The following is a 22,955-nucleotide window of genomic DNA, read 5'->3' as shown; positions in this document are numbered from 1 at the left end:
GCTATGCGATTTTTCTCCGCCCGTCCCGGTGCGACAGCCGGCGCGGCCGTGTTGCTGGCCGCCGGTGCGCTGTTGACCGGCTGCGGTTCCGCCACCGTCGAGGAAGGTGAGGCCACCGAAACATCGGTGGCGCCGCTGGAGCGCTCCTCGGGGGCGAGCGGTGAATCGTCGTCAAGCAAGGCGTCGTCCAGCTCAGCGTCGGCGTCGCCCTCCGAGCAGAGTGAGCGAGCGCAAGGCGACGAGCCGGAGGACCGCGGCGCGCGCGAGATCTCCGAAATTCCCGCGCCCGCGCCTGAACAGGGCCCGGACCAGGACTTCCTGGCCACAGTGGCTGAGAAGGGCGTGAACATTGACGGTGTGGAGGACCAGCTGGTGGGTGCCGCGCAAGCCTCCTGCCAGGGCGATACCGTCACCGTGCCCGCGGTGGCCGGGCAGCTCATCGAGCAGGGCCGCAGCGAGCTCAGCCACGAAGAACTCGTCCAGCTCATCACCGAGCAGGGCCGCGCGCTCTGCGCTCAGTAATGTGGCAGGGATTCCCCAGGGAATCCCGCACCTTTCCAAGGTAGAAATTTCTTCATGCGTAAAACCATGCGTAACACACTGACCGTCCTTGCCGTGGTCGTCCTCCTCGCCCTGATTGGCGGGGGAGCGGTTCACTTCCTCAACACCCGTGAGGAAGGGGAACAAGGAAACCTTGCGGAGCCTGCCCCTTCCCAGGAGGAGGACAACACGGCCCCCGAGCAGCCGGACTGGTGCCCGCGCGTGGAATTCATCTCCGCGCCGGGAACGTGGGAATCCGCCGCGGACGATGATCCGATCAACCCGGGCGCGAACCCGAACTCCTTCATGCTCTCGATCACGAATCCCCTGAAGGAGGCCTACGTCCCCGAGGACGTTAAGGTGTGGACGCTGCCGTACACCGCGCAGTTTAAGAACATCAACGCGCAGCACGAGATGAGCTACGACGATTCCCGCAACGAAGGCACCTCGCGCCTCGAGGGCGAGCTGACCTACATGCACGAGACCTGCCCGGACACGAAGTTCATCCTGAGCGGATTTTCGCAGGGAGCGGTCATCGCGGGTGATGTGGCGGACCGCATCGGCGGCGGCAATGGACCCATCCCCGCGGAGAGCGTGGCGGGGGGGGGCCTCATTGCGGACGGCCGGCGCCAGGACGGCGTGGGCATTAACCCGGGTGCGCACGTCGGCGGCGTGGGCGCGGAGATTGCCCTGCAGCCGGTGTCGACCTTGATTCAGGGCATCGTCCCGGGCGCCACCATGCGCGGTGCGCGCGCCAATGGCTTTGGGGAGTTGGCGGACCGCACTTTCCAAATCTGTGCGCCGAATGACTCTATTTGTGATGCGCCCCTGGACGTGAGCAACGGGCTCGAACGAGCGCGTGACCTCATCGACGCCAACGGCGTTCATGCACTGTATGCCTACAATCCGGACGTTATCGAAGGGGTCACCACCAACCAGTGGGTCACGCAGTGGGCTAAGGACACCATCGACGCGCAGTAGCGCTTGACGACGTCCCGCCCGCGCGCCATGTAACGTTCGGCACACTCCTTCTGATATTTTCAATGTCAAAAGTACGTGAAGCAGGGGTGCGCGCCCCTCTCTACCCTACGAAGGAGCTTTCCCACATGGACCTGAAAGCCTTGATCGGCCAGTTCTTCGACGACAAGGGCAACATCGCCCTGCCGCCTCACCTCACGTTGGCGGGGCTCGCCGAACACGTCTATGCCGCGGAGCAGCAGGCGGGAATCCCGGATCGCCCGGTCATGCGCCAGTGGGTCTATACCGATAATCCGGAGGGCACCCCGCGCGATATCACCCGCTCCCAGGTCAATACCCGCATCAAGGCGGTAGCAGCGCGCCTGCAGCAGGTGGGCAAGATGGGGGATCGCGTGGCCATCCTGGCGGGCAACTCCCCCGAGTACATCTTCGGCTTCCTGGGCGCGATGTACGCCGGTATGACCCCGATCCCGCTCTATGATCCGAACGAGCCCGGCCACACCGATCACCTGCGGGCGGTCTTCGGCGATGCCAACCCGTCGATCGTGCTGACCAACAACACGTCCGCTGCCGCCAACCGCGCGTACTTCTCGGACCGCCCAGCAGCCGAGCGCCCGCGCATCATCTCCATCGACTCCCTGCCGGATTCGCTGGCACAGAGCTGGGTCAACCCGCTGGAGACGGAGGAAGGCAAGGCCGCGCTTGCCGCGCTACAGACCGCGCCGCTGGATCAGCCGGCCTTCCTGCAGTACACCTCCGGTTCCACCCGCACCCCGGCCGGCGTGCTGCTGACCAACCGCAACATCATGACCAACGTGCTGCAGATCTTCACCGCGGTACAGATTAAGCTGCCGGCCCGCGTGGTTTCCTGGCTGCCGATGCACCACGACATGGGCATCATCCTGGCGGTTTTCGTGACCATCCTGGGCGTCAACCTGGAGATCATGACGCCGCGTGACTTCGTCCAGCAGCCTAAGCGCTGGATTGACCAGCTCAAGCGTCAGCCCATCGATGAGCAGCTGCAGGGAACCTACGCCGTGGTTCCCAACTTCGCCCTCGAGCTCGCCGCGCGCTACGGTGCTCCGGCGGCGGGGGAGACGCTGGACTTCAGCAACGTCGATGGCATCGTGATCGGCTCGGAGCCGGTCACGGAATCTGCGGTGAACTCCTTCTGGGAGACCTTCGGCAAGGAGGAGTATGGCCTGCGCCGTGAGACCCTGCGCCCGTCCTACGGCATGGCGGAGGCCTCGCTGATTGTGACCACCCCGCAGACTCTGGAGCGCCCGATCATTTCGCACTTCGATCGCGAGCGTCTGGCCGAGGGCGAAGCGGTCATCGTCGAAAAGTCTGCGGACTCCGTGGCCTACGCCTCCTGTGGTCAGAGCGTCGTGGCTCAGCACCTGACCATCGTGGACCCGGAGACCAAGGTCGAGTTGCCGGATGGCCGCGTGGGCGAGATCTGGCTGCATGGAGAGAACCGTGCCGCCGGCTACTTGGACCGAGCGGAAGAAACTGCCTCTACCTTCCACAACACGCTCGGCGAGCGTTTGGCGGAGGGCACCCGCGTGCCGAACGCGCCGGAGGACAACAACTGGCTGGCCACCGGTGACCTGGCGGCCATCGTGGATAACCAGGTGTACATCACCGGTCGTCTCAAGGACCTCATCGTGGTGGCTGGCCGCAACCACTACCCGCAGGACATTGAAGGCACCGTGCAGGAGGCCTCGGACCACGTGCGCGCGGACTCCATCGCGGCCTTCTCCGTGGAAGGCGGCAGCACCGAGGAGCTCGTGCTGCTCATCGAGCGCGCCGACGACGCCAACCCGGCCGATGACGCCGCTGCATCCGAGGTCATCCGCTCCGCGGTCTCCGCGAACCACGGCGTGACCCCGGCCGTCATCCAGTGGTTCGGCGCTAACGAGATCAAGCGCACCTCCTCGGGCAAGATTGCCCGCCGCGTGGCCAAGAAGAGCTACCTCGCCTCTTAAAGGCCCCGCACCATTCAACCCCCGTTCCCCGCGTGAGCCGTGGGGGCGGGGGTTGCCGCTGCCTGTGGGTATGTCGGTTATGAGACCTAAGTTAACAAAGTGAGATTATCGTCCGATAACCCCTATAGACGCATCGATGTGCGCGCTTTTGTGCTGCGCAAAATCGACCGCATAGATAGAAAATTTTAGTCCGCGTAAGAAAGCTAGAGATTTATGACCGTTGAAGAGCTTCGTGGCTGGCTGCGCACCTGGGTTGCGCAGACCACCGGCCTGTCGGCAGAGGAAATCACGGACACCAAGCCACTGGAGAATTTCGGGCTGTCCTCGCGTGACGCAGTAGTCCTCTCCGGCGAATTAGAAAACCTCCTCAGCATCAAGCTCGAGCCCACCGTGGCCTACGAGTACCCCACCATCGCGCAGCTGGCCGAGCGTCTCGTCAACGGCGCCGCCGGCGCCCCGGCAGACAGCGCGCCGGGAGCGGCGGCACCGCGCTCGGCCGCCATCGCGGGCGGGGACATCGCCGTCATCGGCTATGCCGGCCGCTTCCCGGGCGCCAAGAATGTCGACGAGTTCTGGAACATGCTCGTCGAGGGCCGCGCCGGCACCGGCCCGCTGCCCGTCGGCCGCTGGTCGGAGTACTCCTCTGACCCGATTACCAGCGAGAAGATGGAGCAGCAGAACACCGACGGCGGCTACATCGAGGATATCGCTTCCTTCGACGCCGAGTTCTTCGGCCTCTCCCCGCTGGAGGCGGCCAACATGGACCCGCAGCAGCGCATTCTCCTGGAGGTGGCGTGGGAGGCCCTCGAAGACGCCGGTCTGCCCGCCAACCAGCTGCGCGGCACCGCCACCGGTGTCTACATGGGCTCCACCAACAATGACTACGGCATGCTGATTACCGCCGACCCCGCCGAGATGCACCCTTATGCGTTGACGGGCACGTCCTCGGCGATCGTGGCCAACCGCCTGTCCTATGCCTTCGATCTGCGCGGGCCTTCCCTCAACGTGGACACCGCCTGCTCGGCTTCCCTCGTGGCGGTCAACCAGGCGGTCAAGGACCTGCGCGTGGGCGCAGCTGATACGGCTCTCGCCGGCGGCGTGAACATCCTGGCCTCGCCGCACGCCTCCATCGGCTTTAGCGAACTGGGTGTCACCTCGCCCACCAGCGCCATCCACGCCTTCTCCGACGACGCCGACGGTATCGTCCGCGCGGACGCTGCCGGTGTGCTCGTGCTCAAGCGCCTCGAAGACGCTGAACGCGACGGCGACACCATCCACGCCGTCATCAAGGGCTCCGCAGTCAACTCCGACGGCCACTCCAACGGCCTGACCGCCCCCAACCCAGACGCGCAGGTCGACGTCCTCGAGCGCGCTTACGCCGACGCCGGCATCCGCCCGCAGGACGTCGACTACGTCGAGGCCCACGGCACCGGCACCATCCTCGGTGACCCCATCGAGGCCACCGCGTTGGGGCGCGTGCTGGGCCCGGGCCGCCAACCGTATAACCCGACCCTGCTGGGCTCCGCCAAGACCAACATCGGCCACTCCGAGTCCGCGGCCGGCGTGGTGGGCCTCATCAAGGTCATCGAGGGCATGCGCCACGGCGTTATCCCGCCAAACATCAACTACGCGGGCCCCAACCGCTATATCGACTTCGACGCCGAGCACCTCGAAGTCGTCGAAGACCCGCGCGAGTGGCCCGAGTACTCCGGCCAGAAAATCGCTGGTGTCTCCGGCTTCGGCTTTGGCGGCACCAACGCCCACGTGGTGCTGACCGACTACCGCGGGCTGACCCACCAGGACGCCCCGCAGGTCGCCATCGGCGAAGGCCACCCGGTGGCCCTGCCCGTTTCCGGCCTGCTGCCCTCGCGCCGCGCCGCAGCCGCAGCCGACTTAGCGGACTACATCGAAGCCGAGAACCCGAACCTGCTCTCCCTGGCCCGCACCCTCGCGCGCCGTAACCATGGGCGCTCGCGGGCGGTAGTGGTGGCGTCGTCAAGCGAGGAGGCCGTCAAGCGCCTGCGCCAGGTCGCCGAGGGGACCGTCTCCGTCGGCATCGCCGCCGCGGATTCTCCCTCCGTCCACGGCCCCGTCTTCATGTACTCCGGCTTTGGCTCCCAGCACCGCAAGATGGCCAAGGACATGATTGAGATCTCGCCGCTGTTCAAGGAGCGCCTGGAGGAGCTCGACGCCATCGTGCAGCGCGAATCCGGCTGGTCCATCCTGGAGCTGGTGCACGACGACGCCCAGACCTACAACACCGAAACCGCGCAGGTGGCCATCACCGCCATCCAGATTGCGCTGACGGATCTGCTTGGTACCTTCGGCGTGCGCCCGGCCGGTGTTATCGGCATGTCCATGGGTGAAATCGGCGCGGCTTATGCTGCGGGCGGCATCACGGCAGCCGACGCCATGCTCATCGCCTGCCACCGCGCGCGCCTGATGGGTGAGGGCGAGGCTTCGCTGCCGGAGGACCAGCAAGGTGCCATGGCCGTCGTCGAGCTCTCCGCCGAGGAGATCGACGCCCTGCCAGGCTCCATCGAGCCCGCCGTCTACACCGGCCCCGGCATGACCACCGTGGGCGGCCCGCGCGAGGAGGTCCTCGCGCTGGTGGAGAAGCTCGACGGCGAGGGCAAGTTCGCCCGCGCGCTCAACGTCAAGGGCGCGGGGCACACCTCCGCTGTGGATCCGCTGTTGGGTGAGCTCTATGCGGAAATCGCCGGCATGGAAGCCGCTCCGCTGCACACGACGCTCTTCTCCTCCGTCGACCGCGGCAAGGTCTACCGCCCGGGTGCGGTGCTGCACGATGAGGATTACTGGATCCGCATGACCCGCAAGCCCGTCTACCTGCAGGATGCGACGGAGGCGGCGTTTGCGGCTGGGCACACGCAGATCGTGGAGATCTCCCCGAACCCGATTGCGCTCATGGGCCTGATGTCCACCGCCTTTGCCGCGGGCAAGGCGGATGCGCAGCTGCTTTACAGCCTGAAGCGCAAGATGGATCCCACCGAGTCGCTGCTGGACCTGTTGGGCAAGCTCTACGTCACGGGTACTCCGGTGGACTACACCAAGGTCTTTGGTTCCGGTGCGCTTGTCGCCGCCCCGCATACCCGCTTCCGCCGCCAGCGTTTCTGGACCAACGCTCGTCCTTCTTCTGGCGTATCCGGCCTGCCGGGAGCGCGCGTGACGCTGCCGGAGGGCGCGGTGGCGTTCTCCACGAACGCTGACCAGGCGCCGAGCGCGCTGGCCATCCTGGAGGCTGCCGCCGAGGCCGTGACCCCGGGCGCCCACATCGCGGCGAGCGAGGAGCACCTCGACCTGCCCGCGAAGGGCGAGGTCACCACCATTGTTCGCCGCACGCTGGGCGGGCTGTCGGTGGCGGTGCACTACGTGGATGGAGCGACCACCAAGCTTGTTGCGGAAGGTTTTGCCTCGACCCTTAACCTTGCAGAACCCACCCCGACGGCCGAGCCGAGCCTGCCGCAGGCTGTGACCGCGCCGCAGTTCGCGGACCCCGACGTGGGCGTCGATGCCGTGCGCTGGGACCCGGCGACGGAGAGCGTGGAGGAGCGCTTGGCACTCATCGTGTCGGAGTCCATGGGCTACGACGTCTCCGATCTCCCGCGCGAGCTGCCGCTCATTGACCTGGGCCTGGATTCGCTCATGGGCATGCGCATCAAGAACCGCGTGGAGAATGACTTCCAGATTCCGCCGCTGCAGGTGCAGGCGCTTCGCGACGCCTCCCTCGCCGACGTCATCACCATGGTCGAGGAAGCCGTGTCCGAACAGCCCGGTGCTTCCGCGCAGGCGCCGTCCGACGCGGCCGCCGATGCCGCAAGCGCCGAGGCACCTTCCACGCTCACCACGGAAGGCAACTCCACTGAAGACTCGTCTGATGTGAGCGCGAAGGGCGGCGAAGGCGTGGGCGTGGCGCCGCGCGATGCCTCCGAGCGCATGGTCTTCGGCACCTGGGCCACCTTCACCGGTAAGGCCGCGGCCGGCGTGACGTCCGCGCTGCCGCAGGTCAGCGATGAGGTGGCTGAGAAGATTGCCGAGCGTCTCACCGAGCGCGCCGGCATCGAGGTCACCGCGCAGCAGGTCCACGAGGCCGAAGCGCTGGAGAATCTGGCGGACCTCGTCCGCGAGGGCCTGGAGACCGAGGTCGAAGGCAACATCCGTGTCCTGCGCGAGGCCGACGGCCCAGCCGTCTTCATGTTCCACCCGGCCGGCGGCACCACCGTGGTCTACCAGCCGCTGACCCGCCGCTTGCCTGCCGACGTCGCCGTCTACGGCGTGGAGCGCATCGAGGGCAGCCTGGAGGATCGCGCCGCCGCCTATATCGAGGACATCCTGCACTACGCGCGCGGGCGCAAGGTCGTGCTCGGCGGCTGGTCCTTCGGCGGCGCGCTGGCCTATGAGGTGGCCTACCAGCTGCAGGAGCGCGCCGACCGCGGCGAGGATACTGCTGAGGTTGCCTTCATCGCGCTGCTGGATACCACCCAGCCGGCGCATCCGGCCCCGAAGACGCTGGAGGAAACCAAGGCTCGTTGGGGCCGCTATGCCGCCTTTGCCAAGAAGACCTACGGCCTCGACTTCGAGCCGCCCTACGAGATGCTGGAGACCGTGGGCGAAGATGCGCTCATGGCCATGCTCGCGGAATTCCTCAGCTCCACCGATGCCTCCGAACATGGCCTGTCCGCCGGCGTGCTGGAGCACCAGCGCGCATCCTTCGTGGACAACCAGATTCTGGGCTCGCTGGATATGGGACGGTGGGCGTCGGTAAGCGTGCCCGTCATCCTCTTCCGCTCCGAGCGCATGCACGACGGCGCCATCGAGCTCGAGCCTGCCTATGCGGAGATTAACCCGGACGGTGGCTGGGGCGTTATCGTGAAGGATCTGGAGATTGTGCAGCTGCCGGGCGACCACCTGGCGGTTCCTGACGAGCCGGCAATCGGTATCGTGGGCAAGCACATGGAGGAATGGATCGAGGAGAAGATTCGGAAGTGACTAGTACCGCTGACAAGCTAGCGGACCTACGCGAGCGCCTCGAGCGCGCCCAGGACCCCGGCAGTGAACGCTCCCGGGCCCGTCGCGATGAGGCAGGGCGCTCGACTCCGCGCCAACGCATTGCCGCGCTTCTCGACGAAGGCTCCTTCGTCGAAACGGGTGCCCTGGGCAAGACCCCCGGCGACCCGGATGCGATTTACTCCGACGGCGTGGTCACCGGTCACGGCCGCATCAACGGCCGCCCGGTGTGCATCTACGCACACGATAAGACCGTCTATGGCGGTTCCGTGGGCGTGACCTTTGGCAAGAAGGTCACCGACATCATGGACCTGGCCATCAAGATTGGTTGCCCAGTTATCGGTATTCAGGATTCCGGCGGTGCGCGCATTCAGGACGCGGTGACGTCTTTGGCCATGTACTCCGAGATTGCCCGCCGCCAGCTGCCGCTGTCCGGCCGCAGCCCGCAGATTTCCATCATGATGGGCAAGTCCGCCGGTGGTGCGGTGTATGCGCCGGTGACCACGGACTTCATCATCGCCGTCGATGGTGAGGCGGAGATGTACGTGACGGGTCCGAACGTGATCAAGGAAGTCACAGGCGAGGAGATCTCTTCCCATGACCTCGGCTCTGCGCGCCAGCAGGAGCTCAACGGCAACGTGTCCGTCGTGGTGCCTTCCGAGGATGAGGCCTTTGACTTGGTGCGCGATTTGCTGGACCACCTGCCGCTGACCTGCTTCGACGAGTCCCCGGTCTTCGACGCACCTTCTGATGACGAGGTAGCTGAAGACACCGAGCTGGATTCCTTCATGCCGGATGACACGAACGCCGGCTACGACATGATGGACCTGCTGACGCAGCTTGGCGACGATGACGAGCTCATCGAAATCCAGGAGAACTACGCCCCCAACGTCATCACTGCCTTTGGGCGTATTGACGGCAAGGCCGTGGGTTTTGTGGCGAATAACCCGATGCATTCGGCGGGTTGTATCGATGCGGATGCCGCCGATAAGGGCGCGCGCTTTATCCGTATCTGCGATGCCTACAACATCCCGCTGGTCTTCGTGGTGGATACGCCGGGCTACCTGCCGGGCGTGGACCAGGAGAAGGCCGGTCTGATTCACCGCGGTGCGAAGTTCGCTTTTGCTGTGGTGGAGGCTACCGTGCCGAAGGTCTCGCTGATTGTGCGCAAGGCTTATGGCGGCGCCTATGCCGTGATGGGTTCGAAGAACCTGACCGGTGATATCAACTTGGCGTGGCCGACGGCCCAGATTGCCGTGATGGGCTCGGCCGCCGCCGTGGTCATGATTGCGGGCAAGCAGCTCGAGGCCGCCGAAACCCCGGAGCAGCGCGCCATGACGAAGAAGATGTTCATGGACTTCTACGACGAGACCATGACCGCACCCTATGTCGCCGCGGAGCGTGGCTACCTCGACGGCATGATTAAGCCTTCTGAGTCGCGCTTGGCCCTGCGCCGCGCGCTGCGCCAGCTTGCCGATAAGCAGGAGAAGGACTTGCCCAAGAAGCACACCATCTCCCCGCTCTAGCGTCGTCTGAGCCAGGATAGAGGCTGAAGAAGGCCTGCGGATCGCGCTGAACTTTGTTTCTCGGCGTAACGTGCGGGCCCGTTCTATCCGATAAGTTTAAGGACTAGGAATTCAATCAAAGGAGCACTTCAATGCTGTCTAGCGTTCTTGACCTCAGCGGCGACGTTATCAACCTCGTTATCATGCTGCTCAACCGCGTCGGCGTGACCATCTCTGGCTCGTCCCTGAGCTCGAAGTAGCGTTCGCGCGCACCCCTCTCCGCCACACGTGCGGCTCCCCGTTGGACTGATTGCTCAGTCCAACGTGAGCGGCTCAGAAGCGGGGAGGGTTTCTTTATGCCCTGGCTCGTGTGGCCGAGGGAGTCAACGCGCCTTGAGAAGGCGCGGTGCGCTAAAACTCTGAATGCGGGATCGCCGAAGAGCCCTAGGGTCGCGGTGCGACTCAGGGGTGCGGGAATTCCTACCGCAGGTCAGCCCAGACGGGGCTGGGTATCAGCACTGGTGGCCCACCGCCGGGTGGTAGCCACGCCATCCGTCCCTCGATGCGGTCGATGTGCCCGCGATAGGTGGGCCGGGCGGGATCATCATCATTGATCGCGTTGTGGTACTTACACAGCGGGACGAGGTTGTTGATGTTGGTTGGCCCGCCATCTTGCCACCGTCTGATGTGGTGCATCTGGCATTCCGCGGCCGGTTTATTGCACCCGAGCCAGGCGCACGTCGGATGCTCCGCGCTGAGCAGGAGGCGCTGTTTGTCGCTGGCGAAGCGGCTGCCGTAATAGAGATTGACGGGTCCTTCGACGGGGTGGAAGAGCGAGACGAAGCCGCGCTCGGCAAACTGCGTGCGGAGAAACTCTGCGCCGGTCATGGTGCCGCCGTCGGTTGCTTGCAGAATGATGTCGTCACCCTCGCCGCGCACGATGGTGTCGAGCTGATCCAGGCGCACAAGAACGTGCGCATGCAGCACAGGTGTGGGCGCGCCGCCTCCTGCAAAGACTTCGTGGACCGCCTTCAGCAGGTCCGCGGAGGTGGCTTTGAGCGTGCCCACCAGATTCGCAATAGCCCGCGGGCGATCCGTGATGATGAGGCTGTGCATGCCGCCTTTTCGGCGCAGCACCCGCACTCCGGGGCTGGGCTCGGGCCTGAGCTCCGCGAGGCGCCGCTTCGCCACGCCCGCGATCTCACCCGCCGGAGTCTCGCACAGCTCCACTCTCAGGTCCCACGCCTTGCGCGAGTCCTTGACTCGCGCGACATGGCGCTCAATCTGCACCAGCGTATCCAGTGCGTGTTCAGTTTTACGCGCGCGGCGCTGCTTGGCAGTGAAAGCAGTCTGGCCAAAATAGATGCGGTGCAGGCCTTCGAGCTGCCGCGCTACGCGCGGCGTCGCACCCAGCGCGAGCATGTCATCGCGTGTGTGGCCCGCGCACAAAGAAACGACGTGCATGCCGCGAGCAAGTACCCCGAGTAAGTCCCCCAACTTCATGCCCACACACTAAACCGGGCCGCACACCCCCGCAACCGGAGCGCTAAAAACCCAGCTCAAACAGCCACTCGCAAGGCCCCACAAGGCTGGATCCAGGTGTGTGAGGCCGACAGGTAGCAGGCCATGGAAAACTTGGTGAAGTTCTAGGCACGCGAGCGGGACGCAAAGGCCGCGATGGCTCGCCAGCCAAAGAAGAACAGCGCCGACATCACGGTGGCCACGATGAGGAAGGACCAGTGCGGCAGCCGGCCATTGACCAGCATCCATAGGGCCATGCCGCCAATAATGGCACTCAGCCACACGACGACGCCTTCCCTCCACAGGCCGCTCAGTTTCGCTGCCATGATGATGACCCAGCCCACGAGCGCGCCCACGGTCCACGGCCAGAAGGCATCGACCCAGGAGCTAAAGCTCAGGCCGCCGTGCGCCAGGCGGGCGAGGATGGCGAAGAGGACGAGCGAGATGACGTCGATAAGCGGGGCAACGCGCATTTAGGATTCCTTCCGGTTCAACGCCGCGTAAGAGAAACCATCGCGGGCGTAGTGGGCGAAGTAGATGACCCATCCAATGATAGTGATCAGCGCAAAGGAAATAAGCCGGTAGATGATGGCCGCGGAGGTGGCATGCACCGCGGTGAGGCCCGTCGCCACCAGCGGGGCGATGAGCGCGGCCTCCACCGTACCCACGCCACCCGGGGTGACCTGCGCGGAGCCAGCCAGCTTCGCCGCCAGGAAGGCCAGTGCGACGCCCGCCAGGGTGGTGTGATCGGCGCCGGCACGCAGCCACGGAATCTCGCCGGTTACCGCCCACACCGAAGCCCACAGGGCGGCCATATCGGCTAGGCGGTGCACAAGGGAGGCCCCGGCAACCACAGCGAAGGGGCCACGCGAAAGGTGGACCTCGCCGAGGTTGCGCATCTCCTGAATCGCGCGGTCCCGCTTCGGCCCCGGTCGCAGCTTGCGCAGCCAGCGCTCAAGGGTCACCGGGTGCGAGGTCAGCCAGAAGATGCCGCCGAGTGCCGCGAGCATGAGGACAACCGTGGTGATCAACGAGCCCAAAGCCATGTCGGCGTTGAGGAAAAACACCCCGCCCAGGCCAATGAGCGCGAGGAACATCGAGCTAATAATCGAGGACAAAAACAGGAAGTAGCTGCACAGCGCCACCGACGCACCCCAGCGACGCTGCACCTGGAAGGTGAGCAAGGCCGAAAAGGCAGGGCCCGCCGGCAGAGTCGTGGACCACGCATTCGAGGCGAGCGTAATGGCGTAGGTTTCGCGCAGCGGCACCTTGACGCCGCCGGCGCCGATGAGCCGCTTCATCACCTCCGCCATGCCCGCGATGGACAGCAGCGCGAAGAACACCACCAGCACCACGGGGAAAGGTTCAGCGTGGCGCAGGCGGCGCAATCCCTCGGAGATAAAGTCCAGCTGGTCGCGGAAGAACCACGCCAGCGCGGCCAGAATCAGAAGGGAGATTATCCAGGTCAGCCAGTTCTTCTTATTCATCGACCGTCCGTGGACTTCAGGCGCTGCACCAGCTCGGAGAAGGGGATGAGCTCGGTGTCGGTGTCGGCGCTGCGGTCCCCGCGTACAGGAGCTTCGCTTGCCGACGCCTCCTCGACCTGTTCAGCCGAAGTCACCGGGGAGTGATGCGGGGCTGCCGGCTCGGCAGCCGGGGCGTTGTCGCCGCCGAGGCGATGGGTCAGGCGGGTGAGGAAGCGCGGGGCCCACCAGTTGTCCTCGCGCAGCAGGTGCATGACGGCGGGGACGAGGAGCATGCGGACGATGGTGGCGTCGATAAGCAGTGCAAAAATCATGCCGAAGGCGATGTACTTCATCATCACGATGTCGGAGAAACCGAAGGCACCTGCGCCCACGATCATGATGAGCGCGGCCGCCGTGATGATGCCACCGGTGTGCGCGGTACCCGCCGCGATGGCTTCGTCCGTGGACGCACCCCGGCGGCGGGCCTCCACCATGCGCGAAACCAGAAAGACTTCGTAGTCCGTGGAGAGACCAAAGACGATGGCGATGATGAGCACCAGAATCGGGCTCATGAGCGGGCCGGCGGTGAAGTTGAGCAGGCCGGAGCCGAGGCCGTCGACGAACATGAGCGTCAAGATGCCCAGCGTCGCACCCAGGGAAAGCAGCGTCATGATGATGGCCTTGAGCGGCAGGATGAAGCTGCCGAAGACCAGCGCCATGAGGATGAAGGTGGCCAGCACCACGTAGAGGGCCATCCAGGGCAGCGTGTCGAAGAGCGCGTCGAGGGACTCGACCTCCATGGCTGGGGTGCCGCCGACGTAAAGCTCCACGCCTTCCGGTGCCTCAATGTCCTCGAGCTCGTGGACGATCCGCGCGTAGTCATCGCGGTCCTGAATGCCGGCGCCGAGGACGGTGGTGCCGTCGACAGTCGCGGTCTTCGGGCCCATCGGCTCGGTCAGACCCTGGATGGAGCGGGCTTGCATGACGACGTCGACAAGCTGCTCGTTCGTCGCGTTCTTCACCACGAGCTTGACCGGCTCGGTGCGGAAGGAAGGGAACTGCTCGTTGAACTGGTCCTGCGCCACGCGCGCGTCCTGGTTGGGTGGCAGGTAGGTCTCGTTGATGCCGCCGAATTTCACGCCCAGCACCGGCAGGGTCAGCGCGATGAGCAGCGCGCAGATAGCGGTGGTCATCAGACCCGCGCGGCCCATGGCCCAGCGCGGCATCCGGTACCACCACGTGTTCTCGATGCGGCGGCCGCGCCGCGAGGTCTTGCGCACGGTCCATTTATCGATGTTGGGGCCCAGCATGCCAAACAACGACGGCAACACCATCACCGACAGGAGTGCGGCGAGGCCGACGGCGGAGATGGAGCCATAGGCCACGGACTTGAGGAAGGCCTGCGGGAAGAGGAAAAGCCCGGAGAGGGACACGGCCACCATGGCGGCGGAGAAGACCACGGTCTGCCCCGCGGTGGCGGTGGTGATCGCCACGGCCTCTTGGGTACTGCGGCCCTTGTCCAGTTCCTCGCGGAAGCGCGAAACCATGAACAGGCCATAGTCGATGGCCAGGCCCAGGCCCAGCAGCGTCACGACGGCCTGCGCAAACACATTGACCTGCTGGAAGCCAGCCAGGATCGAGAGGATTCCCAGCGAGCCCAGGATGGATAGCCCGCCCACGACGAGCGGCATGAAGGCCGCAACGACGGAGCCGAAGACAATCAACAGCAGCAGCCCGACGAGCGGCAGGGCAGCCTTCTCCGCGCGGGAGATGTCTTTGGACATGCCTTCATCCAGTGCGTCGGCCACGGCGGTGGCACCCGCTACCTGCACAGGGACGTCGGCAGCGTGCAACGAATCCTCGATGGCGCGGAAGTCCTTGAGGGTCTGCTCGCCGTCGCCTTTCAGCCCGATGGCGGCGAAGGCCGTGGAGTGGTCCTGCGTGATGAGGTTCGGGTTGCGCTTATCAAAGTAGCTGGTCACGGAGTCGATCTGCTCCGGATACTGGGTCTGGAGATCGTCGAGGAAGGCTTTGGCCTCGGCGGCGTGGGCATCGGGGTCGTCGAAAAGCAGGATGACGTCGCCGGAATTATCGCGGCCGAAAGTCTCGAGCTCGATCTGTGCAGCGCTTGTCGACGCCGCCCCCGGGTCCTCCCAGCCCTCCTGACTCATGCGCTCCTCGAGGCGCGTGCCGAAGCCGAAGAAGAGGCCAAGGATGAGACCCACGATGATGAGCGGGATGACCTTGCGGTGGGCATAGGAGAAGCGGCCCCAAGAATAAAACATGCGGCTCCTAACTGTGCTCGGGCGCGCGGTCCGGAAGCAGCGCGGACAGCGGGCGGAAAGGCTGCAGCCAGGCGCCGCCTGGAGGCAGATTATCCAGGTTAACGCGCGGCAGCGGCTCGCGGAAGACCCCCTCGATGTCTTCGAGGTCGACGAACTCAATCTCCGGATGGGTCACAGCCCAGGAAGCGTGCTCGTGGAAGCCGAGGACGCACGTGGGCAGGCCGGAAGCAGAGAGCTGTTCCAGCAGGTGCTGGAAGTTCTGGCCGTCGGCCGAGGCCACGATGACACCGGAGAGGTTCTCGCGGTTGGCCTTGATGTATTCGACCATGTCGGGGTCGACGTCATCGTCCTCGTGGAGCTTCGGCTTGGCAAAGACGGCGAAGCCGACGTTGCGGATGGCCTCGACCCAAGGGCGGATGACGTCGGCGCCGCCGGGAGTGACGTTGGTGAAGACGGCGGCTTCAGGGGTGGCGTCGTTGTCAAAGGCCAGCTCCACCAGCCAGCGGCCGATGGCATCGAAGCGTGGGCGGTAGGCGGCGGTGGGGCGCCCGCCGAGGATGGCGCCGAGCCCCATATCCATGTTGGGCGCATCCCACACCAGAAGGTAGGTGCCGGCCATTACTTCTTCTCCCACAGGTACTCGGTGATGACGTGTTCCTTATCCAGGCCCTTGCCCTCAAACTTGGTGATGACCTGGCGGTCGGTGAGGATGGGGCACTCGGGCCAGGGCCAGCCCTTGTAATCGAGGGAGGGCTCGACCTCGACGAGCTCATCAATCCACTCGGCGTAGCCGGCGTGGTCGGTGGCCACGTGGAGCACGCCGCCGGGCTTCAGGCGGGAGGCGAAGAGGTTGAGCGTGCCGGATTGGATGATGCGGCGCTTGTGGTGGCGGGCCTTGGGCCACGGATCCGGGAAGAAGATGCGGATGCCGTCGAGGGACTCGGGCGCGAACATGCGCATGAGAACCTCGATGCCATCGCCGCGCACCATGCGGATGTTCTCAATATCATTGCGCACGATGGAGCCCAGCAGCTTGGCCAGGCCCGGCTTGTAGAGCTCGACGGCGATGATGTTGGTGTCCTGCTCGAGTGGCGCCATGGCTGCGGTTGAGGTACCGGTGCCGGATCCGATCTCGACGATGGTCTTAGCCCCCTCGCGGCCGAACCAGGCGGGGATGTCGAGGGGTTCGTCGGCCAGCAGGCGTCCCCACTGTGGCCAGTACTCCTCGAAGAGGGCGTTCTGGTTGTCGGTGAGGGTGCCGCGACGGAAGGTCACGTTGCCGAGGCGTGGGTAGTCCAAATCATTGTTGAACTCGGCGTTGAAATCCGTCTGGAGGCCGCGGCCATGAGGCATCTGCGCGGCGGGATTCTGGGAGGAGTCTGCACTATTCATCAGTTGACATTGTTCCCTTAAGCAGGGGTGAAGGGCAACGTGCCGCGCCGTGCGGGACGCCCGGGTGATGCCCGATCGGGCGAGTCGGGGGTAGGAGTACGGCCGTACGGTACGTGTCGAGAGAGGATTTTTCACCCCCGTGCAGGGGTGGGTTTCTCCCTGCCGTGCTGTATTTCACAGTCCTATACCCTTGGGATAGTCGGCGTGAGCTGGGTGGATATAACCAGGGTGGCCCTTATTACACATCTTGGTATCACCAGCGTCCGTACTCTGGAAGGCGAGACGTCGATGGTGGAGAAGATCCCCACCGACGCTAAGAAGTGCCCTGGCCCACCGAACACAGGAGAATATGAAATGACCGCAACTATTCCAGGCCTTGTAGGTGACTTGCCCACGAAGAATGAGAAGCTCATTTCGTGGATCAGTGAGAGTGTCGAGCTCTTCCAGCCGGAAGAGGTTGTCTTCGTAGACGGCTCCCAGGAGGAGGCGGACCGCCTCGCCGCTGAGCTCGTGGAGAAGGGCACCCTGATTAAGCTCAACGAGGAGAAGCGCCCGAACTCCTACCTGGCGCGCTCGAACCCGTCGGATGTCGCGCGCGTGGAGTCCCGCACCTTCATCTGCACCGAGACTGAGGAGGACGCAGGCCCGACCAATAACTGGGCCCCGCCGGCAGCCATGAAGGAAGAGATGACCGAGGCCTTCCGCGGCTCCATGAAGGGCCGCACCATGTACGTGGTGCCTTTCTGCATGGGCCCCATCAGCGACCCGGACCCCAAGCTCGGCGTTCAGCTGACTGACTCGGCTTATGTTGTCCTGTCTATGCGCATCATGACCCGCATGGGCCAGCAGGCTCTGGACAAGATTGGTGAGAACGGCGATTTTGTCCGCGCTCTGCACTCCGTCGGTGCTCCGCTGGAGCCGGGCCAGGAGGACGTCGCGTGGCCGTGCAACGAGAAGAAATACATCACGCAGTTCCCGGCAACCAAGGAGATTTGGTCCTACGGCTCCGGCTACGGCGGAAACGCCATCCTGGCCAAGAAGTGCTACGCGCTGCGTATCGCTTCCGTTATGGCGAAGGAAGAGGGCTGGATGGCAGAGCACATGCTCATCCTGAAGCTCACCAACCCGGAGGGCAAGAAGTACCACATCGCGGCCGCTTTCCCGTCCGCCTGCGGTAAGACCAACCTGGCCATGATCACCCCGACCATCCCGGGCTGGAAGGCTGAGGTTGTGGGCGATGACATTGCCTGGATGAAGTTGCGCGAGGATGGCCTGTACGCCGTGAACCCGGAGAACGGCTTCTTCGGTGTGGCGCCGGGCACCAACTACGACTCCAACCCGATTGCCATGAAGACGATGGAGCCGGGCAACACCCTGTTCACCAACGTCGCGCTGACCGACGACGGCGATGTTTGGTGGGAGGAAATGGGCGAGGCGCCGGAGCACCTCATCGACTGGCATGGCAATGACTGGACTCCGGATTCCACCACCAAGGCTGCGCACCCGAACTCCCGCTACTGCGTGCCGATCACGCAGTGCCCGTCTGCTGCTCCGGAGTTTGATGACTGGAAGGGCGTCAAGATTGATGCCATCCTCTTCGGCGGCCGCCGCGCGGACACCGTCCCGCTGGTGACCCAGGCCTTCGACTGGAACCACGGCACCATGATCGGCGCCCTGCTGTCCTCTGGCCAGACCGCTGCCGCTGAGGGCAAGGTCGGCGCTCTGCGCCATGACCCGATGGCCATGCTGCCGTTCATGGGCTACAACGCCGGTGACTACCTGCAGCACTGGATCGACATGGGTCAAAACGGCGGCGACCGTATGCCGGCCATCTTCCTGGTGAACTGGTTCCGCCGTGGCGAGGACCGTCGCTTCCTGTGGCCGGGCTTCGGCGAGAACTCCCGCGTTCTCAAGTGGATTGTGGACCGCATCGAGGGCAACGTCGACGCTGTTGAGACCGTCGTGGGCCACACCGCCCGCCCGGAGGATATCGACCTCACCGGTCTAGACTTCGACATCGAAGACGTCCGCGAGGCCCTTGCTGTGAACCCGGCCGATTGGGCTGGCGACATGGAAGACAACAAGGAATACCTGCACTTCTTGGGCTCCCGCGTGCCGTCTGAGGTGTGGGACCAGTTCAAGGCGCTCAAGGAGCGCGTTGAGGCTGCCTCCTAACGCCGCTTTCCGCGCCGCTGCTTTCCGACGCCCCTCCACCCAGCAGTGGCGGGGCGTCGCCGCGTTCTGGCATGTTAGGTTGGCCACAATAAGGTTAGGGTGACCTTTTAAATGGAGAAAGTCTCGCATATTCTGGGTGTATGACAACTTCTTCTTTGCCCATGCACGATCGTCCCAACTCCGAGGTTGGTGGACACTGGCTCCTCGCCCGCCTGGGAAAGAAGGTGTTGCGCCCCGGCGGGCTGGAGATGACCACCACGCTAATCGACGCCGCCGAGCTGAAAAACAAGGACGTGGTGGAGCTGGCCCCTGGACTCGGGCTCACTGCCCGCCAGATCGTGGCGGAAGGCCCGCGCAGCTACACCGGCGTGGACAAGGATCCTGATGCCGTGGCGCGCACGAAGGCCAGCCTCGCCGGCGCTTCCTCGGCTACCGTGGTGGTCAATGACGCCAAGGCCACGGGTTTGCCGGATAACAGCACGGATGTCGTCTTTGGCGAAGCCATGCTCACCATGCACGGCGAGAAGGGGAAGGCCGCGATCATGGCGGAGGCGTTCCGTATCCTGCGCCCGGGCGGCAGGTATGTCATCCATGAGCTGTGCCTGGAGCCGGACACGCTTGACGACGCCCAGAAGCTCGAGATCCGCCGCGCGCTGGCCACGTCCATCCGCGTCAACGCCCGCCCGCTGACCACAAAGGAATGGGACGGCGTGGCACGGGAGGCTGGCTTCGAGGTGACTGAGCGCCACTATGCAGATATGGCGCTGCTGCGCGCCAAGCGCAACTTGCAGGACGAGGGTGTGCTGGGCGTGGCGCGTATCGCCTTTAACGTCTTGCGCATGCCCGACGCCCGCCGCCGCGTTTTCGCGATGCGTTCGGTGTTCAACAAGTACAGCGACAACCTGCAGGCCATCGGCGTGGTGCTGACCAAGCCGGCCGCGGCTGCTCAATGAGTTTCGGTGAGAGCGGTGACGTTGCCGGCGGCGTGCCGGACGGCGTGATGGAGGCCTGCCCACGTGGGATCAGCTGGCCCACGGTTGGCGTATCTGTGGTGAGCAGTTGCGTCGCCGCTGCGCTGGTCTTGGGTTTCGGCGTGCAGCTCAGCCAAGGCAAGTGGGAACAGGCGGCAGCCCAGGGTGCCGCGATGACGCAGCCAGCCGAACCGAGCGTGCCCGCGAGCAGCGACTCCGCAGCGCCGGCGGCTGCGGCAACAACGGCACCAACAACGGCGCCAACAACGGCGCCAACAACGGCGCCAACAACGGCGGCGTCCGCGGCGTCGCCAAGCGTTGCGCAGGACGCCCCCGCTGTGGCGTTGGAACCGGCACCGCAGGAGAATCAAGCGGCAGACCCAGCGCCAGAGCAGGCGGTGGATGAGACGGTGGAGGACCCCAACACCGGCTGGTACCCCAGTGGGGATTTCAGCGCGAGCTTTGCGGCTACTAACCCGGAGCCGACGCTCGATGACCTTAACGGCGTCCTGCACGCGCTCGTGGCCACGCCGGGATCCGATGCGGACAAGGCACACAACCTCGAGGCTGGGCTGCCGGGGACGGTGGTGCCGAGAACCATTTACAACCTGGGGATATTCCGTCCGCCGCTGGGCTGGAAGCGGATTAGCGGGCCACTGACGGTGGAGGGGAACACCGCGAGTGCCACGCTCAACGCGAGCTCGGCCGGGCGTCCCACGATCTCGTTGCGGGTGGAGTTCCGCTACCTCGACGGGCGCTGGAAGCTGGCCACGAACTCGCTGCGCAACGGCATCGATGCGGTGGGCCTGCCCATCGCGGGCGCGTTTTAAGGCGGCGGCGTGATTGACGTTGACAACCTGAGCCACTGGTATGGCTCGCGCCGCACAGCCGCGCCTGTGCGCGACCTTTCTTGCGCCTTCGCTGATGGCCGCATCAATTACGTCGTGGGGCTTAACGGCACCGGAAAGTCGACGCTCCTCGGCTGCCTTTCCGGAAGCTTGCGCCCGCGCGGCGGCAGGGTCCTGGTGGACGGGCGGGAGCTGCGCGGTACCGACTATCCGTTGCGCCACGTGGGCAGCTACTTGAGCGCAGAAGATTTCTCACCGCAGCACACCGGCCTGCGCCACCTGCAGTGGATGTGCGCCCTCGCAGGCGCGCCGGTGGAAAAGGCGGAGGCGCTGGTGCGGGCCGTCGGGCTCGAGGAGGCCTCGCGGCGCCCCATCGGAGGTTACTCGTTGGGCATGCGCCAGCGCCTGGGGATCGCCAGCGTCTTGGCGGGAAACCCGCGCAACATTGTGCTGGATGAGCCGCTCAACGGCCTAGATATCCAGGGCGTGTGGTGGCTGCGTGAGTTGTTTGCCGCGTGGGCGGAGGAGGGTCGCTGCGTGATCGTGGCCTCGCCTCCCCTGCGCGAGGTGGGGGCCACGACCGAGGTTGCCGACGCCTCGGTAACCATCCTCAGCCAGGGCACGGCTCTTGCCCACGGCTCCCTTGAGGACGTCATCGCCTCCACCGGCGCCCCCGACCTCGAATCCGCCGTGGCGGCGCTGATCCCGGAGCTAGGGGCACGGGCATGAAGGCGTGGCAACGCTGGCGGATAAGCCTGCGCGCCGAGTCCGTGCGCCTGGGCGGGGCGCGCGGCCCGCTGGTGCGGGTCGCCGTGCCGCTGGGGTTTGCGCTGCCGCTGGCGGTGACCTTCGGGGTGGCAGCGGTGGCGGAGCACGTCCAGTCCGCGGGAGGCATCCTTCAGGCGCAGTCCGTGGACACTACTAATGCGGCGTATTGGCCCATCTACCTGGGCAGCATCGTGTTTGCGGCGTTGGGGGCGTGGGCGCAGGCCACCGCCGGATCGCGGGCCTTGCGTGCGGCGGCGCCGTGGTCAGGGCTGGATCAGCTGGCCCGCTGGTGCTTCCTGGGCGCGCTCGCGGCGGCCGCGACACTGCTCAGCGTCAGCCTGTGCCTGCTGCTCCTGCCCACGTTCTTCCCGGTGCTCTATGGGCAGGTGAACTTCTTCGCGGGCCTGCGCATGGTGGCTCTCGGCCCGGTGTACGCGTGGCTGGCGGTGGGCTACGGTGTGGCGCTGGGCCGGCTGCTGCGCTCCCCGGCGTTGAGCATCGCGGCGCTGACGGTCTGGGCGCTCTTGGTAGAAAACGCGCTGTGGCTCATCCCCGGCGGCGCGCGCCTCACCGGCTGGCTGCCCTTCCTCAACGGCGTCTTCGCTACCGGCCAGGACGTGGCGCTATTCCCGCCTTGGGGCCGTGACGGGGCGCTGGTGTACTTCGCGGCCGTGGGCGTGGCGCTCTGGCTGGCTTCTCTGCGCAGGCGCCTCGACTAAGTCTGACTCAGCCATCAGGCGCGCAGGACGATGACCAGGTTGGAGGTCACAAACTCCCGCAGCACCGGCACCTTGGTCACCCACCAGGCCCAGGCAGGGTGGTAGCGAGGAAAGGCCGCGAGGAGCTGCGAGCCTTGCGACGTCACGCCGCGCGCCCAGTCCAGGCCTTCGCGTGCGGAGAGTGCGAAGAGCGAGGTGCCGAAGACGTTCTTCGGCGGGTGGCCGTGGCGGCGGGTATAGCGGTCGCGGGCAAAAGCGCCGCCCACGTAGTGCTCCCACAAACCGGTCTCGTGCCCGCCGAAAGGCCCCAGCCACACCGTGTAGCTCAAGACCACCAGCCCGTCGGGCTTGGTCACGCGCAACATCTCCTGGCCCATGTCCCATGGATTCGGGATGTGCTCGGCCGCGTTGGAGGAATACGTGATGTCGAAAGTGTTATCCGCAAAAGGCAGGCGCGTGCCATCGCCGCGCACTGCTTGGGCCACTTCGATGCCGGCGGCGGCCATCTCACCCACGTCGGGCTCCAGGCCCACATAGCTGGCCCCGCGCTGGGCAAAGGCCGACGCGAAATAGCCGGGCCCGCCCCCGACGTCGAGCACGCGCGCGCCGGTGAGGGAGAGGGAGTGGTCGAGGGAGAGGGCGTCGATAAGCGCGGCAGTGTCCTCAGCCAGACCGCCATAAAAGACCGCGGGCGCTGTCTGCTCAAAGCGGAAGGAGCGCAGCAGCCGCCAGGAGCGGCGCAGGGTGGCCAAAGCACGGGTGCGTTTCATAACC

Annotated in this window: 17 protein-coding genes; 10 read left to right on the top strand and 7 right to left on the bottom strand. The window is 65.4% G+C overall.

Annotation, left to right across the window (positions count from 1 at the left end; translation table 11 throughout):
• Nucleotides 1-3: 3 nt before the first annotated feature.
• The 5 genes from HWX44_RS06410 to HWX44_RS06390 all read left to right on the top strand — a co-directional run bounded on the left by HWX44_RS06410 (nt 4) and on the right by HWX44_RS06390 (nt 10,057).
• Nucleotides 4-522, top strand: coding sequence for a hypothetical protein (locus HWX44_RS06410; RefSeq protein ID WP_175973785.1), 519 nt, complete (start codon nt 4-6; stop codon nt 520-522).
• Nucleotides 523-588: 66 nt separating this feature from the next.
• Nucleotides 589-1,521 carry a cutinase family protein gene (locus tag HWX44_RS06405; RefSeq protein WP_175973937.1) on the top strand — a complete coding sequence of 311 codons (933 nt, stop codon included), beginning with the start codon at nt 589-591 and terminating at the stop codon, nt 1,519-1,521.
• Nucleotides 1,522-1,646: 125 nt separating this feature from the next.
• Nucleotides 1,647-3,506 carry a FadD32-like long-chain-fatty-acid--AMP ligase gene (locus tag HWX44_RS06400; protein ID WP_175973783.1) on the top strand — a complete coding sequence of 620 codons (1,860 nt, stop codon included), beginning with the start codon at nt 1,647-1,649 and terminating at the stop codon, nt 3,504-3,506.
• A 213-nt stretch (nt 3,507-3,719) separates the two neighbouring features.
• Nucleotides 3,720-8,513, top strand: a complete 4,794-nt coding sequence (locus tag HWX44_RS06395; protein ID WP_175973781.1) for a type I polyketide synthase — start codon at nt 3,720-3,722, stop codon at nt 8,511-8,513.
• Nucleotides 8,510-10,057 (top strand): acyl-CoA carboxylase subunit beta, encoded by a 1,548-nt coding sequence (locus HWX44_RS06390; protein WP_347948341.1) that lies wholly within the window; start codon nt 8,510-8,512, stop codon nt 10,055-10,057. The genes HWX44_RS06395 and HWX44_RS06390 overlap by 4 nt, the downstream gene beginning before the upstream one ends.
• 459 nt (nt 10,058-10,516) lie before the next feature.
• Here the strand turns inward: HWX44_RS06390 and HWX44_RS06385 are convergent, their stop codons facing one another.
• From HWX44_RS06385 to trmB, 6 genes are all read right to left on the bottom strand, one after another.
• Nucleotides 10,517-11,539, bottom strand: coding sequence for an HNH endonuclease signature motif containing protein (locus HWX44_RS06385; protein ID WP_175973779.1), 1,023 nt, complete (start codon nt 11,537-11,539; stop codon nt 10,517-10,519).
• A gap of 143 nt (nt 11,540-11,682) precedes the next feature.
• A complete protein-coding gene (locus HWX44_RS06380) occupies nt 11,683-12,030 on the bottom strand; it encodes a DUF3054 domain-containing protein (protein ID WP_070510938.1) in 348 nt (115 codons plus the stop codon).
• On the bottom strand, nt 12,031-13,044 hold the full coding sequence (locus HWX44_RS06375) for a lysylphosphatidylglycerol synthase transmembrane domain-containing protein (RefSeq protein ID WP_175973777.1): 1,014 nt from the start codon (nt 13,042-13,044) through the stop codon (nt 12,031-12,033).
• Nucleotides 13,041-15,308, bottom strand: coding sequence for an MMPL family transporter (locus HWX44_RS06370; protein ID WP_175973775.1), 2,268 nt, complete (start codon nt 15,306-15,308; stop codon nt 13,041-13,043). Before HWX44_RS06370 ends, HWX44_RS06375 begins: the two co-directional genes overlap by 4 nt.
• A 7-nt stretch (nt 15,309-15,315) precedes the next feature.
• The gene (locus tag HWX44_RS06365; protein ID WP_175973773.1) at nt 15,316-15,927 is read right to left on the bottom strand and encodes an NYN domain-containing protein; all 612 of its coding nucleotides are present in this window, start codon (nt 15,925-15,927) and stop codon (nt 15,316-15,318) included.
• Nucleotides 15,927-16,700: a tRNA (guanosine(46)-N7)-methyltransferase TrmB gene (gene trmB / locus HWX44_RS06360; protein WP_175973771.1), complete on the bottom strand. Its 774-nt coding sequence runs from the start codon at nt 16,698-16,700 to the stop codon at nt 15,927-15,929. The genes HWX44_RS06365 and trmB overlap by 1 nt, the downstream gene beginning before the upstream one ends.
• Nucleotides 16,701-17,054: 354 nt before the next feature.
• On the opposite strand from trmB, the gene HWX44_RS06355 reads away from it, so the two are divergent.
• The 5 genes from HWX44_RS06355 to HWX44_RS06335 all read left to right on the top strand — a co-directional run bounded on the left by HWX44_RS06355 (nt 17,055) and on the right by HWX44_RS06335 (nt 22,181).
• Nucleotides 17,055-18,875, top strand: coding sequence for a phosphoenolpyruvate carboxykinase (GTP) (locus tag HWX44_RS06355; RefSeq protein WP_175973769.1), 1,821 nt, complete (start codon nt 17,055-17,057; stop codon nt 18,873-18,875).
• 140 nt (nt 18,876-19,015) lie between these two features.
• Entirely contained in the window at nt 19,016-19,828 is an 813-nt protein-coding gene (locus HWX44_RS06350; protein WP_071409532.1) for a class I SAM-dependent methyltransferase, read from the top strand.
• On the top strand, nt 19,825-20,676 hold the full coding sequence (locus HWX44_RS06345; RefSeq protein ID WP_175973767.1) for a hypothetical protein: 852 nt from the start codon (nt 19,825-19,827) through the stop codon (nt 20,674-20,676). Before HWX44_RS06350 ends, HWX44_RS06345 begins: the two co-directional genes overlap by 4 nt.
• Nucleotides 20,677-20,685: 9 nt before the next feature.
• On the top strand, nt 20,686-21,423 hold the full coding sequence (locus HWX44_RS06340) for an ABC transporter ATP-binding protein (protein WP_175973764.1): 738 nt from the start codon (nt 20,686-20,688) through the stop codon (nt 21,421-21,423).
• Nucleotides 21,424-21,494: 71 nt separating this feature from the next.
• The gene (locus tag HWX44_RS06335) at nt 21,495-22,181 is read left to right on the top strand and encodes a hypothetical protein (RefSeq protein WP_175973762.1); all 687 of its coding nucleotides are present in this window, start codon (nt 21,495-21,497) and stop codon (nt 22,179-22,181) included.
• Between the two features lie 14 nt (nt 22,182-22,195).
• On the opposite strand, the gene HWX44_RS06330 is transcribed toward HWX44_RS06335, so the two are convergent.
• Nucleotides 22,196-22,951 (bottom strand): class I SAM-dependent methyltransferase, encoded by a 756-nt coding sequence (locus HWX44_RS06330; protein WP_175973760.1) that lies wholly within the window; start codon nt 22,949-22,951, stop codon nt 22,196-22,198.
• Nucleotides 22,952-22,955 lie beyond the last annotated feature (4 nt).

It is taken from the genome of Corynebacterium sp. Marseille-Q2823 (genome assembly GCF_903645345.1).
Lineage (GTDB): Bacteria > Actinomycetota > Actinomycetes > Mycobacteriales > Mycobacteriaceae > Corynebacterium > Corynebacterium hiratae.
Note: the sequence above shows the minus strand (reverse complement) of the source record. Positions and strands in the feature narration are given on the sequence as shown.

Coding starts and splice junctions, on each gene's coding strand:
- HWX44_RS06410 (WP_175973785.1), top strand. CDS start 4: ATGCGATTTTTCTCCGCCCGTCCCGGTGCGACAGCCGGCGCGGCCGTG.
- HWX44_RS06405 (WP_175973937.1), top strand. CDS start 589: ATGCGTAACACACTGACCGTCCTTGCCGTGGTCGTCCTCCTCGCCCTG.
- HWX44_RS06400 (WP_175973783.1), top strand. CDS start 1,647: ATGGACCTGAAAGCCTTGATCGGCCAGTTCTTCGACGACAAGGGCAAC.
- HWX44_RS06395 (WP_175973781.1), top strand. CDS start 3,720: ATGACCGTTGAAGAGCTTCGTGGCTGGCTGCGCACCTGGGTTGCGCAG.
- HWX44_RS06385 (WP_175973779.1), bottom strand. CDS start 11,539: ATGAAGTTGGGGGACTTACTCGGGGTACTTGCTCGCGGCATGCACGTC.
- HWX44_RS06380 (WP_070510938.1), bottom strand. CDS start 12,030: ATGCGCGTTGCCCCGCTTATCGACGTCATCTCGCTCGTCCTCTTCGCC.
- HWX44_RS06375 (WP_175973777.1), bottom strand. CDS start 13,044: ATGAATAAGAAGAACTGGCTGACCTGGATAATCTCCCTTCTGATTCTG.
- HWX44_RS06370 (WP_175973775.1), bottom strand. CDS start 15,308: ATGTTTTATTCTTGGGGCCGCTTCTCCTATGCCCACCGCAAGGTCATC.
- HWX44_RS06365 (WP_175973773.1), bottom strand. CDS start 15,927: ATGGCCGGCACCTACCTTCTGGTGTGGGATGCGCCCAACATGGATATG.
- trmB (WP_175973771.1), bottom strand. CDS start 16,700: ATGAATAGTGCAGACTCCTCCCAGAATCCCGCCGCGCAGATGCCTCAT.
- HWX44_RS06355 (WP_175973769.1), top strand. CDS start 17,055: ATGACCGCAACTATTCCAGGCCTTGTAGGTGACTTGCCCACGAAGAAT.
- HWX44_RS06350 (WP_071409532.1), top strand. CDS start 19,016: ATGACAACTTCTTCTTTGCCCATGCACGATCGTCCCAACTCCGAGGTT.
- HWX44_RS06345 (WP_175973767.1), top strand. CDS start 19,825: ATGAGTTTCGGTGAGAGCGGTGACGTTGCCGGCGGCGTGCCGGACGGC.
- HWX44_RS06330 (WP_175973760.1), bottom strand. CDS start 22,951: ATGAAACGCACCCGTGCTTTGGCCACCCTGCGCCGCTCCTGGCGGCTG.